General features: G+C 52.6%; 20 protein-coding genes. 11 read left to right on the forward strand and 9 right to left on the reverse strand.

The features are described from left to right. Positions 1–57: 57 nt before the first annotated feature. From THS5294_RS06280 to THS5294_RS06290, 3 genes are all read right to left on the reverse strand, one after another. Complete coding sequence (locus THS5294_RS06280) at positions 58–525, reverse strand: DUF411 domain-containing protein (RefSeq protein ID WP_038006115.1); 468 nt, start codon at positions 523–525, stop codon at positions 58–60. A 58-nt stretch (positions 526–583) separates the two neighbouring features. Next, positions 584–919 carry a hypothetical protein gene (locus THS5294_RS06285; protein WP_038006117.1) on the reverse strand — a complete coding sequence of 112 codons (336 nt, stop codon included), beginning with the start codon at positions 917–919 and terminating at the stop codon, positions 584–586. A gap of 64 nt (positions 920–983) precedes the next feature. Continuing rightward, positions 984–1,580, reverse strand: a complete 597-nt coding sequence (locus THS5294_RS06290) for a hypothetical protein (RefSeq protein ID WP_038006119.1) — start codon at positions 1,578–1,580, stop codon at positions 984–986. 65 nt (positions 1,581–1,645) lie between these two features. Between THS5294_RS06290 and THS5294_RS06295 the strand changes: the two genes are divergently transcribed. Together THS5294_RS06295 and THS5294_RS18825 are read left to right on the forward strand one after the other, a co-directional pair. Beyond that, positions 1,646–2,200 (forward strand): Crp/Fnr family transcriptional regulator, encoded by a 555-nt coding sequence (locus THS5294_RS06295; RefSeq protein ID WP_038006121.1) that lies wholly within the window; start codon positions 1,646–1,648, stop codon positions 2,198–2,200. Positions 2,201–2,326: 126 nt separating this feature from the next. Further along, the gene (locus tag THS5294_RS18825; RefSeq protein WP_049833087.1) at positions 2,327–2,743 is read left to right on the forward strand and encodes a GFA family protein; all 417 of its coding nucleotides are present in this window, start codon (positions 2,327–2,329) and stop codon (positions 2,741–2,743) included. 61 nt (positions 2,744–2,804) lie between these two features. On the opposite strand, the gene THS5294_RS06305 is transcribed toward THS5294_RS18825, so the two are convergent. Further along, positions 2,805–3,344 carry a methyltransferase family protein gene (locus THS5294_RS06305; RefSeq protein ID WP_158508579.1) on the reverse strand — a complete coding sequence of 180 codons (540 nt, stop codon included), beginning with the start codon at positions 3,342–3,344 and terminating at the stop codon, positions 2,805–2,807. Between the two features lie 8 nt (positions 3,345–3,352). Continuing rightward, positions 3,353–3,988 (reverse strand): cation efflux transmembrane domain-containing protein, encoded by a 636-nt coding sequence (locus THS5294_RS06310; RefSeq protein ID WP_038006127.1) that lies wholly within the window; start codon positions 3,986–3,988, stop codon positions 3,353–3,355. 74 nt (positions 3,989–4,062) lie between these two features. Here THS5294_RS06310 and THS5294_RS06315 point away from each other — a divergent pair, with 74 nt between their 5' ends. Further along, entirely contained in the window at positions 4,063–4,479 is a 417-nt protein-coding gene (locus tag THS5294_RS06315; RefSeq protein ID WP_038006129.1) for a MerR family transcriptional regulator, read from the forward strand. Beyond that, positions 4,430–4,870: a VOC family protein gene (locus THS5294_RS18215; RefSeq protein ID WP_139278667.1), complete on the forward strand. Its 441-nt coding sequence runs from the start codon at positions 4,430–4,432 to the stop codon at positions 4,868–4,870. Before THS5294_RS06315 ends, THS5294_RS18215 begins: the two co-directional genes overlap by 50 nt. A gap of 12 nt (positions 4,871–4,882) precedes the next feature. Here THS5294_RS18215 and THS5294_RS18540 read toward each other — a convergent pair whose 3' ends face one another. Continuing rightward, positions 4,883–5,110 carry a GDCCVxC domain-containing (seleno)protein gene (locus THS5294_RS18540; RefSeq protein ID WP_072936797.1) on the reverse strand — a complete coding sequence of 76 codons (228 nt, stop codon included), beginning with the start codon at positions 5,108–5,110 and terminating at the stop codon, positions 4,883–4,885. Then, the gene (gene merF, locus THS5294_RS18545) at positions 5,086–5,427 is read right to left on the reverse strand and encodes a mercury resistance system transport protein MerF (RefSeq protein ID WP_233486423.1); all 342 of its coding nucleotides are present in this window, start codon (positions 5,425–5,427) and stop codon (positions 5,086–5,088) included. The genes THS5294_RS18540 and merF overlap by 25 nt, the downstream gene beginning before the upstream one ends. Before the next feature lie 293 nt (positions 5,428–5,720). On the opposite strand from merF, the gene THS5294_RS06330 reads away from it, so the two are divergent. Further along, a complete protein-coding gene (locus THS5294_RS06330) occupies positions 5,721–6,134 on the forward strand; it encodes a MerR family transcriptional regulator (protein ID WP_038006131.1) in 414 nt (137 codons plus the stop codon). 296 nt (positions 6,135–6,430) lie between these two features. Here THS5294_RS06330 and THS5294_RS06335 read toward each other — a convergent pair whose 3' ends face one another. Together THS5294_RS06335 and THS5294_RS17960 are read right to left on the reverse strand one after the other, a co-directional pair. Next, positions 6,431–7,657, reverse strand: coding sequence for a tyrosine-type recombinase/integrase (locus THS5294_RS06335; RefSeq protein ID WP_058123071.1), 1,227 nt, complete (start codon positions 7,655–7,657; stop codon positions 6,431–6,433). Between the two features lie 155 nt (positions 7,658–7,812). Further along, entirely contained in the window at positions 7,813–8,286 is a 474-nt protein-coding gene (locus THS5294_RS17960) for a winged helix-turn-helix transcriptional regulator (RefSeq protein ID WP_233486424.1), read from the reverse strand. 103 nt (positions 8,287–8,389) lie between these two features. Between THS5294_RS17960 and THS5294_RS06345 the strand changes: the two genes are divergently transcribed. The 6 genes from THS5294_RS06345 (at position 8,390) to THS5294_RS06370 (ending at position 10,814) form a co-directional block, all read left to right on the forward strand. Next, positions 8,390–9,019, forward strand: coding sequence for a DUF6854 domain-containing protein (locus tag THS5294_RS06345; RefSeq protein WP_058123072.1), 630 nt, complete (start codon positions 8,390–8,392; stop codon positions 9,017–9,019). A 35-nt stretch (positions 9,020–9,054) separates the two neighbouring features. After that, positions 9,055–9,441: an MAPEG family protein gene (locus THS5294_RS06350; protein WP_058123073.1), complete on the forward strand. Its 387-nt coding sequence runs from the start codon at positions 9,055–9,057 to the stop codon at positions 9,439–9,441. A 67-nt stretch (positions 9,442–9,508) separates the two neighbouring features. After that, positions 9,509–9,856 (forward strand): cupin domain-containing protein, encoded by a 348-nt coding sequence (locus tag THS5294_RS06355; protein WP_058123074.1) that lies wholly within the window; start codon positions 9,509–9,511, stop codon positions 9,854–9,856. Between the two features lie 3 nt (positions 9,857–9,859). Beyond that, positions 9,860–10,189 (forward strand): nuclear transport factor 2 family protein, encoded by a 330-nt coding sequence (locus tag THS5294_RS06360; RefSeq protein ID WP_058123075.1) that lies wholly within the window; start codon positions 9,860–9,862, stop codon positions 10,187–10,189. A gap of 28 nt (positions 10,190–10,217) precedes the next feature. Beyond that, positions 10,218–10,556 carry a hypothetical protein gene (locus tag THS5294_RS06365; RefSeq protein ID WP_058123076.1) on the forward strand — a complete coding sequence of 113 codons (339 nt, stop codon included), beginning with the start codon at positions 10,218–10,220 and terminating at the stop codon, positions 10,554–10,556. 3 nt (positions 10,557–10,559) lie between these two features. Next, positions 10,560–10,814 carry a DUF3303 domain-containing protein gene (locus tag THS5294_RS06370; RefSeq protein WP_038006139.1) on the forward strand — a complete coding sequence of 85 codons (255 nt, stop codon included), beginning with the start codon at positions 10,560–10,562 and terminating at the stop codon, positions 10,812–10,814. Positions 10,815–11,073 lie beyond the last annotated feature (259 nt).

Below are 11,073 nucleotides of genomic sequence, written 5' to 3' on the forward strand. Positions count from 1 at the left end.
CCACGCTGGCTTCACGTAGTGAATCCCCTCATGATGGGATTTGTGCAACAAAGCCCATCACGTGTCGAAGGGCTGTGCTGTACCAGCTCGATAGTACACCATTCCGGTGCCCGCCTCTCCACCAAATGCGATGACGTCGTAACGGGCAGAAGGATCATCCCCCATGCCGGGGGAACCCATCGGCATGCCCGGAACAGCAAGTCCGGTGATGTCTGGGCGATCCTGCAGAACAGTTTCCAATGCTTCGAACGGAACATGCCCTTCAAAGACATACTCATCGGCTTCAATGGTGTGACAGGAGGCCAGTTCAAGCGGAATGCCGCGCTCTGACTTCTGCGCCTCCGGCTCGGTCAGTTCTCCGACAGTGACAGCGTAGCCACGCGCACGGGCCAAGTCGGCCCAAGCGTGACAACATCCGCAACCGGGTGAGGCGAGAACGCGCATAGGCGTGCTTGCGCGGGCTGGCAGAGCAGCGACAGCCAAAGCCGTTGCGGAAAGGGTGGTGAAGTGGCGACGTGAGATCATGTTTGTTGGTCCTTTAATTTGAAAGTTGAATGGATTGCAGGCGAGCGCCCGTTGCCGTTCAAACTTTCGGAGGACCGGTTGGGACAGCCAGTATCAGGTTCGAAAACTCGAAGTCAGCATACAGCACCCCAATGGCAATTCTGCTTGCGAGATTTACCGGCGAAATCGCAGATGTGGCTACGAGATCACCAAAACATGGCGTTGATCCCATGCCTTTCGTGGTGTCGCAGCAGTCCGCGAGGGCCTTCTCGGCATCAGCGAACACATCATGCTCCGTCATTTCAGCGTGGTGGTCAGCGTGATCGGGTCCATGGTTCAATCCATGCATTACTGACGCGGTGGACGCACCGGCAAATGCAAAAACAAGAAGGATCGGCAGCATTAAGCGAAACATACCAAATACCTACTGGGGGTATATGGTTTTGACAAGTCACGAGGGTGTGTCGCCGATAGCCAACCTAGTTGCACCCATTATGATTGCGCCACATCTTCGGATCGTGCCCGTCAGGAACGGCGTCACATGGATCATCTGAGTAGCCGCGCAGCACCGAATACTGGGTCACCTGAGTGTCAGTCAGCAATGGCAAAGTCAGCAGGTGCGCGTTGAGGTGAACAAAGCGCAAATCTGCCCGCGCCTCACCTGCTTCCGCCACCAGCCGCTCAAGTGTCCCCGCATCCGGCGCACCAAGTTGAAAAGCTTCGTCCAGCGATTGTTCCGCCGCGACGAACCGCTCCCCAGCAGTTATGGCGTCTGCCCGCATCTGCGCCCGGATCACTTCGATGTCGTCGCGTTGCTGTTCGGTCAGTCCGATTTGATCAGCTAGCTCAAGGAGATGCGTTGGCCCGGGAACGCCATTTAGCTCGGCGGCGCGTGCAAGACCCCATCCGCCGCCACGTGCGATCTCCTCTACGTCGTCCTCGGAAAGAGATTTGATAAGGCGCGTTTCTTGTCCTGCATAGAGCGATGGAGCTGAGCCGTGGTTTCCAGAGTGGTTTTGAGCAAAGGCAACTGTGGGCAAGATCAGCATGAGAAATGCGAAGCGCTTAGTTGTCATGTTTGATATCCTTGTATGATCCGGGATTTGCGCAAAGACATTGCATATGATGAGCAACATGAAACATGATAGAAATCATGTCAGATCATTGGCTCACATCATTCGAAGGCGCATCTGTTCGAACACTTGAAGCAGGTGAGTCTCTGTTTCGGCGTAACGATAAGGTTGAAATGGCCTTCCTTGTAAGGGGGGGCCAAGTTCTTCTTCGGCGAGCTCTGAAAGATGGCGGGCTTCTTGCCTTGCACACTGCAAAAGCGGGCGATCTTGTGGCCGAAGCGTCCTTGTTTGCAGATCATTACCACTGCGATGCGGTGACGGATCGGTCGACAAAGGTCTCGGGCATACCCAAAGCGAAGATTCTGGAGAACTTTGGGAACGGTTCTTCGGGGAAACATCTTTCGGTAAGGGCATTGGAGCGGACGACCAAAGAACTTCAGGCACTGCGGACGCGCATTGAGATCATGCGGTTGCGAAAGGTAACAGATCGGCTGGATGCCTATCTCGAACTTAATGGACCTCCAGAAGAAGGCGGGTGGGTGCACGTCGCCGATTGGATTGGGGTGACGCCAGCCGCTCTTTATCGCGAACTTGCGAAGCGTCGACGGGACGATCAGGCATGAACCCTGACACAAATACCCTTCTTGAGATATCGGACTTTCTGGGCCTTGCAGCAACCAGATAGGTTCAGACTATAAGTTGTTGCGAAGTTGGTTCTCCTTCCTAAAATGAACTGGAGAGGAAAGATTATGTTGCCTGAGCAGTTTTCCGGTGGGTGCGCGTGTGGAGCAGTCCGATACAAATCTGAAGGTGTTGCCCGCTACATGGGTAACTGCCATTGCCGCGATTGCCAGCAGGCCACTGGAAGTGCCTATTTTCCAGCTGTGCTAGTGAAACAGACTGATTTCAGGCTTGAGAAAGGTGAACCAAAGTGGTTCGGGCGCCAAGCTGATCGCGGCCATGCAATGCTTCGCGGTTTCTGCTCTGAATGTGGATCACCGCTGTTTCTGATCAACAAGGCAAGCGAAGGAGCAATGATCCTGTTCGCGGGCAGTTTGGATGATCCAAGTTGGTACCAGCCAAGCCGTGACATTTACGTGAAGAGCGCACAGCCTTGGGACCAAATGGACCCCAGTCTCCCGAAAGCTGATGGGATGCCTACCTAGCTTTTTAGCGTTGCTACTTTTTTGGTGTCAGTCGCAATCCGACTTTGGCTCGTTGCGTACCTCAGAAGAACCTCCCCACACGTGTCGCGTACTGTTCAAACGTGCTTCCGTATTTATCCTTGAGCCAAGGTTCCTCAGAAAATGGTGCGGCGATAAGCACTGCTATTCCCGCTAACCCGACGACCATTGCCCAAGGCGCTGCTGACAAGATCATCCAGCCACTTACGATGCCAATATCAGCGATGTACTGCGGGTTCCGAGAGTAACGATACATGCCCACAGTGCGCAGGGTGCCTTTGGCTCCACCAGTCTGCGGCACCCCAAAGTGCGAGACTTCCATCCATACCACAATGTTGCCAAAGAGGATGAGAGGCAGGCCAACGCCAAACCGCACCCAACTTAGAATGGCCAGATCAGCCCAACCCAAGACACCAAGCAAGATGAGAACACCGAACAGCGTGAATGTCGGCACCCAGACAAGGAAAGGTGTAAGTGCCGTATAGCGTTTGGGCGGCCCTATCCGCCGCGCAGGAAAGGCGATTGACCAAAGGATCGCGGCCAAGGTCATAGCCGCAATGCCCAGACCTAGAGCAACAAGCATGCTATGCATCATACGTCTACGTGGCCGTGGTCGATCACTTCCCGCCGTTCCGCGAGGGCTTGGCGCACTATCTGGAATGCTGACGACAGAAACAGTCCCGCCATGATTGTTGCCACGATCAGGTCAGGCCAGCCCGTTGCAGTGCCCCAGACGCCCAAGGCGGCGAACATAACGGCGACGTTGCCGATGGCGTCATTGCGGGAGCATAGCCAGACTGAGCGCACGTTGGCGTCACCGTCCTTGTAGCGCACCAGTAAGAACACACTGGCAAGGTTGGTGAGCAATGCCAGAAAGCCAACAGCACCCATGATCTCGGCTGTGGGAACCCCGACATAAAATACGCGGTAGACAGTCGATCCAAAAACCCAAAGCCCCATCAACAAGAGGCTGAAACCCTTGAACAGCGCGGCATTGGTACGGGCGCGAAGTGAGGCACCAATGACTGCCAGAGAAATGCCGTAGGTCATTGCATCCCCCGCAAAGTCGAGCGCATCGGCTTGCAAAGCCTGTGACTGCGCCAAATGGCCAGCCGTCATTTCAACTGCGAACATCGTCGCGTTCAATGCAATGACGATCCAAAGCCTTCGCTTGTAATCGTCTGATACGCCGTCAAATTTGGTGTCGTGTCCGCAGCAACCTGACATGGGTGAATCCTCTTTCATCTTACGTTGATGATAGTATAATGTCTCTAGTGACTAGAGGTTCAAGAGGTTTCTTTATGTTTTCTATTGGCGAGCTATCAAAGCGCACAAAGGTCAAGGTTCCCACCATTCGCTACTACGAGGAAATGGGACTTTTGGCAGAAGCCGAGCGCACGAGTGGCAACCAAAGACGCTACGATAAGGAAGGATTGGAACGACTGAGTTTCATTCGTCACGCTCGTGATCTGGGATTTTCGATTGAGGCGATATCATCGCTCATCGAGTTACAGGATCATCCAGACAGATCGTGCGAGGCCGCAACGGACATCGCTGTTTCGCAGCTTGCAGATGTTCGCGCGAAAATCAAACGGCTCAAGCTTTTGGAAAAGGAACTCACGCGAATTTCGAAGGGATGTGATGGGCACGGCGTTTCTGAAGACTGCTATGTCTTGGCGTCTCTGGCTGATCATGAACTTTGTGAGAGGGAGCACTGAAGAAATCCCTTCCTCTTGCTTCCAACGAACCGCCGCAGTGCTACAGGTGAACAGCCGCACAGTAAGACCGATGCAGGACTTTTTTGTAGAGCGGCTCGGATTTGAACTTGGTACGGAGATTGGGACTGGTCCAAAATTTGTGACTTTGGACCGAGATGGTCAGACAATCATGCTTGCTTGTCATCGAACATTGGGATTCCGAAAACATGGGTGGGCGGCCTATTTCTGGGTAGAAAACATAGAAGCGCTGCATGACGAATTCGAGCGCCGAGGCGCAAAGCTCAAAAGCCCGATCACCGACAAGCCATACGGTTGCCGAGAGATTGTAGCTATGGCACCAGATGGCCGAGAAATCGTATTCGGCGAGATAACAGGCACCCAAGCAGATTAAGCCCGTGCATACCTAAACACCGCAGCAGGACTTGCCTTCTTGGATCGGTGGGCATGGAACTGTTGCGTAAGAACAGTAGACGCAGCAATCCCCCTCTAGCGGTTTCAAGACGGTCTGACATGACTTGCATTCATAAAACCACTGGCAGGCATCGGTCGGCATAGTCTCGGTTTCAACGTGCCCGCAAGATGGACAGGTGAGAGTCGATTGCAGCACTACTTTTGCGTCTTCTGTCGCCATATCGCGTACCCCGTGAGTATGAGAAATCCTGCCAATATCGGCAGCAAGACAGCATCGCTGTAGACGACACCAAGCAGGCCTGTCAGGCCAAGCGCTGTAAGCACGACCGGCAAGATCGGCGTGAAGCAACAGAGGATCGCCACAATCGTGCCGCCCACCCCGAGCGCCAGTAGTTTGTTTTTCATCGTGTCGATCTCCACAAATCCCACATAAAACGCTGCGCTGACGCCTCCCAGAGCGGCGAAAACAGTGCGATCAAAAAGGCGATGGATGCAAGTGACGTCCAGATAATTGCGGACCGCCTGCGCGTTGAGCATGGCTTGCGCCGCAGCACCCGATACCAAGCCCAAACCAGTGCAATCGCAACACCGACAAGAATGAACCCTCGGTAAGCGATGAATGGGCCAAGCATGGTGAGCCATGCGCCACCAAGGCCTAATATCGATAGGCCGATAGGCAAAACACAACATGACGCCGACAATAGCGCCAAAAGCGCTGCGAAGGGCATCACTAGGCGGGCAGCGATGCCGGTGTCTACCACGGGTTGTTGATTTGCATTCATGTCCATTTTGCACTTCTACTTCCTGTAGCCACTACAGGAGCAAGCAAAATGTTCACCATCGGCAAAGCGTCAGAACAAAGCGGCGTGAACATCGAAACGATCCGGTATTATGAACGTGAGGGTGTGGTTCCGAAACCGGGGCGCTCGGCAGGCGGGCGTCGGCTATACTCGTCCGATGAAATTGCCAAACTCAGGTTCGTGCGCCGGTGTCGCGATTTGGGCTTCCCGATCTCGATTATTCAGACCTTTCTATCTCTGACCGAGCAGAGCGGCCGATCCTGTGGCGAGGTGAAAGCAATGGCTGAGAACCATCTGGGTGAGATCACCGCCAAGATTGAGAACTTAGTGCGCCTCCGAGACGCGCTCTTGAGCCTTTCAAAGAACTGCGAAGATGGCACTGCGGCTTGCCCCATGTTGGACGCATTGATGAAGGATGGCTTTGGCGGCAACCTACACGAGTAAAGCAGCCGTTAGCTTGAGTTTCGCGAACGGTATCTCTGTCCCACCATCTTTCATATTGGCGAAGCGTACGGCGAAAGTTCGGTCTTGGCTCAGGCACAATCGGGGCCCCTGATCGACCGGTATGGCGACATCAGCTGCGACACAGCGATGAACGCGCCGCGCGTGCGAACTAATGCTGCGTCAGCAACAGCCGCGCCTGCATAAGTCCGGTTTGTCCGCATAGCTGCCGTTAGTGCGAAGTGCAGCAAACGTCCGCATTCCGCCCTTTACGTTAATCCTTATCAGTTGTCCTCACTTTAGCGATCTTCAAACTCATCCCGCGACAACTCATACCTTCTGCCCGTGAGCATGTCCTTCTTGAGCCTTGGCGTGAGGTGACTGTAGTGCCGCTCAATCATGCCGATGCTTGTGCCCATCTGCACAGCGAGGGCATGTATATCCATTCCATCGTTGAGCAGGGCAAAGGTCGCATAGGTGTGACGTAGGCTGTAGAGTGTCCTATTCTGCCCTGTGCGTGGACATCTGATCAGCCCTGTGTCTGTGAGGAACTTGCGGAACGTCTGATGGATGTTTTTGCTGACAATGCCATCGGGCAGTCTGAACACGGGCAGATCGACACGCTGCTTGAGCAGGTCTTCAAAAGGGATGTGGCGTATGTCCTCTGACCGCTCGTGTATGCGCTTGAGGTAATTGATTGTTCCACTGCGGCATATGATGTCTCTGCGACCGGTTTTGCCAGTCACGCTCATCTCCAAATACTGCAGATCCTTTTCCTCAAACAGCGTCACATGCTTCCAGCGTAGGTTCAGCGCCTCTGTGCCGTGGCGCATGCCCGTATTGGCCATGATCAACACGTAGTCCCGCATAAGGTGCCGCATGTCTGTGGGTTTGCCTGCTTTGCCTGCGTTAATCCAGCTGGGCAGTTTGCGGATCAGTGTGGCGTATTCTTCGCGGGTAAAGTCTGGACGTCGCTCGCTCTTCTCACCACGGTTTACCAGCAGTGGCACATTCTTGTGTGCTATAAAGCCCCGCGCCACTGCTTCTTCAAACACACGGTTCATGGCTGAGTTGTGGGTGTTCAGCGTTGAGGCCTTTGGTTCACGCCCCATCTTAGCCCGTCGCCACTCGTAGAACTGCTGCACTTTCTCGTAATCAATGGTGGTCACATACTGTGCCCCAAAGAAGGGGATGAGGTAGCGTTCGATGCAGACGATGTAATCAGCAAATACCTTGCGCCCCAAGCCTGCGTCCAGCTGCTTGCGCATGTCCGCAATGGCCAGCTTGGCAACATCAGAGAACTTTTTGGTGACAACAGGCAGGTCGTTCTTGTGGCGGAACTTGTACTCAAGAAACGTATCGCGGGCATACTCCTTGGCTTCCGCCAAATCACGCTTGCCCGTACTAATGCGAATAGTGTGCCCATCAATCACAAAGGCTGCCTGCCAGCGCTTGCTGCGCTCGCGCCGATACACGCGCACCTCGCCGTCCAGTATCAGATGTGTGTCATCACGCAGCTGCCGCATGTCATGCTCCTCACCACAACACTACGGCAGGGCACACCAACAAGTCTACGAAAGTGTGTGTTAACCTGCTAAGGCTTGGCAGTTGAAACAGGTTCAGGATTGTCTATGCTTCACAGATGACATTGTCGAACGCGCAGCCGTGTGTAACTATAAATTTACAGGTTATCAGCCAGCCACCACAAAGGCGTTGGTTCAATCGTCTTCGTCACATGAATCTGGCGCAATCGATCAACTAACTTCTCTTGCAAGTCACCTTGTGCAGAATAGAACGGGCTGGTGAGCTCAACAATGTCCGGCGCTGGGTTGCGAAACTCAGCAGTCCAGCTGGCCAAGTGAAACAATATAGGCACAAAAGCGATACCTGCTTCAGTCAGAAAATAGTTTTTCTTTTGCGCATGATCGTCTGCGTTTTCGACACGCAATAGGCCCAGCTGCACCATGTATTGCATGCGTGAAGCGAGCGATGCCGAGGAAATGCCTTCACGATTGTTTTTCAATATCTCGTTGAAGCCACGCCGATCAAACAACGCTATGTCGCGGATAATTATTGGGATCCACTTGTCAATAAGCAGGTGTCCAGCCAGGCCGATTGGGCACATTTCCTCTTCGACGATTTTCAAGTCAAGCATGTCATGCCTCCAAACCACTTTAACATACAGACTAGACGGTACACTTGCGTCAGGTCAACCTGTTCTAAGAAATGGTTAGTTCAAAAAAACTGGAGGCTTTCGGATGTCCACTCCCAAATTTATCGCCATCACCGCAGCTACTTGCCCCGCAGCAAGCAGATCTGGCGCTTTGAACGAATTGGCCAACTTCGCGCAGGACTGCCGACAAAATGGCGCAGTTCGCGTGACATATGGCAGCGTGATCTCAGGCCGCTATCCCGGGGCTTTGGTGAATGTTCAGTTCTTTGATGACCTACAAGGATTTGAGAGCGTTATGAACATGATCCCGCAGTCCTCCGCCTATTCGCGTATGGTCAGCGATCACGCTGTAGCGCCCTTTGCTCGAAATGTATTTCGGGGTAAACCGATCGAATTTGAGCCAAAACTTGAGCCAACGCCCAAGTATCTGATGTTGACGAGGGCCCATCGTCGGTCTTTGGAAGAAACTGCAATGCTAGATTTGCTAAACAAGACCGCGCCCGTGTTCAAATCAGCAGGTGCACAGACCATGCGCATGGGACAAACACTTACTGGGTCTGATCTTGGGACATACATGTTGGGTGTAACCTATCCTGACATGTCGGCGATTGAGAGAACCTACGACGCTTTGGCGGCCAGTCCTGAATTTGGGCAGCTGATGAACGGTCTCGAAATCGACATGCGTTCAATCACGAAAATTGCTGGCATCCTTTAGGCACTTACGAAACTGACCGATTGGAGGACGAACATATGCAAGACTTTATACTCTATCTGGCATTTTACGGGTTGATTGTCGTTATTGTAATCTTGGCGCAAGTCTTGGTAGCGGCCCAGCAGGTCGGGCTATCGACGCTTGCCGGCAATCGAGAAGATCTCGTTCTGACAGGCCTTGCGGGGCGAATGGAACGCGCCGCGAATAACTCGCTGCTTGCGCTCGCTTTGGTAGCACCTGCAGTTTTGATGACCCATCTGTCCGATGCCGCCGACAATTTGGCTGATCAACTGATGCTGACGTTCCTGCTCGCTCGAATTGCATATGTCGCACTCTACGCGCTCGGGATCGTTTGGTTCCGAACCGCTGCTTGGGTAACGGCCTTCGTATGCACCGCTCTGCTCTATGTGGGCTTGGTTCTTTGACTTGTCGAAAATTTGTGGCGCCTTACTCGCTTAATGAAATCCAATAATTAAACCAAAGGAAAGAATAATGCCGATAGAAGTGAAAAGTTTCGCGTCTCAAGCCGATGAAGCCAAGGATATGCCGAACGCTCGTATGGAAGCTGTTAACGTTCTTGGTCAGCGTGTGACGAAGCTCACACTCGCACCAGATTGGAAATGGTCGAAGGACATCAAGCCGATCGTGGGTACAGCCAGCTGCAAAGCAACGCATGTTGGGATCATTATAGAGGGTACAATTCATTGCGTATGCGACGACGGCTCCGAGGCAACCTACACTGCGGGTGACGCATATGCCATCTCACCAAATCACGACGCTTGGTGTGTGGGCGGCAAACAAGCAGTTGTCTTTGAGTTTGCTGGCATGTGGGGAGAATGAAAGATGTCGCTCTACAAAAAAATCAAAGCCGTCCAGGATGGTAAGGACATTGAAGGTTATCTGGATTGTTTGCATGAAGACTTCGTTTTTGTTCGGCATCAGTTGGGTACGGAGGTTAGCAAATCAGACTGGATGCCTACATTAACGGCTATGATGGAAAGCGATACATTAAGCTTCAGCAACCAACGGTGTCTCTATGAAAACGACGAGATCATGGTTGAGCACTCACTTATGACTTTCCCAGATGGGACATCAGAGGCCGTGATGGTTGTCAACCTGCTCAAAGATGGGAAAATCATTCGCACTGAAACGGGCGCGACGCCGATCAAGTAACCTGAAACATCCAAAAGGAGAGTAGACAATGCCAATGTTAGCTATGTGCATGCCAATCTTACCGGGCAAATTGGACAAATGGAAAGCGATGATGGAGCAGGTAAACGCTACACCTGACTTTGCAAACTCACGAGAAGCAGCCGGTGTTCATGAAAGATCATTCTTACAGCAGACACCAGCAGGAGATTTTCTCATCATTACAATGGAAGGAAATGATCCTGCTGCGAGTTGGGCACAAATAGTGTCTACAATGCCTCCTGAATTTGCTGAATTCGCCGCCGAGGTTCATGGATTAGATGTGAGCGCACCGCCGCCTTCACTTCCTGAACTTTTTTTCGATAGTCGCGCACAATTAGGTGAGGATTGAAGAATGTTATTTATGGTCAAGCTCACGCATGATTACTCGACGTGCCAAGCGCATCATCCAGAAAAATTCCCGTTATTCAGGGATACATTAGCAAGCGTCGGCGATCACGGGATCAAGGTGCACGGTCACTATTCCAATCGTCTAGAACATACGGCTTTCATGGTGCTAGAGGCTGATACCTTTGAGCAACTTGATACTGCTTTCGATCCAATCCTTGAAATGGGGAATTTTGAGGTCACTCCGATTGTGGAAAAGTAGCCTTCGAATGCGCTAACCACTTTAACACTCATGCTGGACCAAGTTTCATCGTGATGCTGACTTCATGCGTGGCGATATCGCAAATAAAAGGGAAATAAAAAATGCCAACAGCCACCGATTTTTTGAATGCTTTCCGTCACGGGTTCCGGGAAAAAGATGCGTCGCAGTTAGACGCTCTCACCACAGATGACTTTGTGTTTACGTCGGCTTTGTTGCACAAACCCGCTTGGGGACGTGTTTCCCCTGACCCCGGACGGAT

This window comes from Thalassobacter stenotrophicus (assembly GCF_001458315.1).
GTDB classification, from domain to species: Bacteria; Pseudomonadota; Alphaproteobacteria; order Rhodobacterales; family Rhodobacteraceae; genus Thalassobacter; species Thalassobacter stenotrophicus.

Excerpts from the sequence above, each read along its gene's own strand:
- THS5294_RS06310 (WP_038006127.1), bottom strand. The coding sequence starts at position 3,988 with ATGTCAGGTTGCTGCGGACACGACACCAAATTTGACGGCGTATCAGAC.
- THS5294_RS06365 (WP_058123076.1), top strand. The coding sequence starts at position 10,218 with ATGCCAATGTTAGCTATGTGCATGCCAATCTTACCGGGCAAATTGGAC.
- THS5294_RS18215 (WP_139278667.1), top strand. The coding sequence starts at position 4,430 with ATGTCTTGGCGTCTCTGGCTGATCATGAACTTTGTGAGAGGGAGCACT.
- THS5294_RS06285 (WP_038006117.1), bottom strand. The coding sequence starts at position 919 with ATGTTTCGCTTAATGCTGCCGATCCTTCTTGTTTTTGCATTTGCCGGT.
- THS5294_RS06295 (WP_038006121.1), top strand. The coding sequence starts at position 1,646 with ATGATAGAAATCATGTCAGATCATTGGCTCACATCATTCGAAGGCGCA.
- THS5294_RS06290 (WP_038006119.1), bottom strand. The coding sequence starts at position 1,580 with ATGACAACTAAGCGCTTCGCATTTCTCATGCTGATCTTGCCCACAGTT.
- THS5294_RS06305 (WP_158508579.1), bottom strand. The coding sequence starts at position 3,344 with ATGCTTGTTGCTCTAGGTCTGGGCATTGCGGCTATGACCTTGGCCGCG.
- THS5294_RS06330 (WP_038006131.1), top strand. The coding sequence starts at position 5,721 with ATGTTCACCATCGGCAAAGCGTCAGAACAAAGCGGCGTGAACATCGAA.
- THS5294_RS06370 (WP_038006139.1), top strand. The coding sequence starts at position 10,560 with ATGTTATTTATGGTCAAGCTCACGCATGATTACTCGACGTGCCAAGCG.
- THS5294_RS06360 (WP_058123075.1), top strand. The coding sequence starts at position 9,860 with ATGTCGCTCTACAAAAAAATCAAAGCCGTCCAGGATGGTAAGGACATT.
- THS5294_RS18825 (WP_049833087.1), top strand. The coding sequence starts at position 2,327 with ATGTTGCCTGAGCAGTTTTCCGGTGGGTGCGCGTGTGGAGCAGTCCGA.
- THS5294_RS06345 (WP_058123072.1), top strand. The coding sequence starts at position 8,390 with ATGTCCACTCCCAAATTTATCGCCATCACCGCAGCTACTTGCCCCGCA.
- THS5294_RS17960 (WP_233486424.1), bottom strand. The coding sequence starts at position 8,286 with ATGCTTGACTTGAAAATCGTCGAAGAGGAAATGTGCCCAATCGGCCTG.
- THS5294_RS06315 (WP_038006129.1), top strand. The coding sequence starts at position 4,063 with ATGTTTTCTATTGGCGAGCTATCAAAGCGCACAAAGGTCAAGGTTCCC.
- THS5294_RS18540 (WP_072936797.1), bottom strand. The coding sequence starts at position 5,110 with ATGGCGACAGAAGACGCAAAAGTAGTGCTGCAATCGACTCTCACCTGT.
- merF (WP_233486423.1), bottom strand. The coding sequence starts at position 5,427 with ATGCTCAACGCGCAGGCGGTCCGCAATTATCTGGACGTCACTTGCATC.
- THS5294_RS06335 (WP_058123071.1), bottom strand. The coding sequence starts at position 7,657 with ATGCGGCAGCTGCGTGATGACACACATCTGATACTGGACGGCGAGGTG.
- THS5294_RS06350 (WP_058123073.1), top strand. The coding sequence starts at position 9,055 with ATGCAAGACTTTATACTCTATCTGGCATTTTACGGGTTGATTGTCGTT.
- THS5294_RS06355 (WP_058123074.1), top strand. The coding sequence starts at position 9,509 with ATGCCGATAGAAGTGAAAAGTTTCGCGTCTCAAGCCGATGAAGCCAAG.
- THS5294_RS06280 (WP_038006115.1), bottom strand. The coding sequence starts at position 525 with ATGATCTCACGTCGCCACTTCACCACCCTTTCCGCAACGGCTTTGGCT.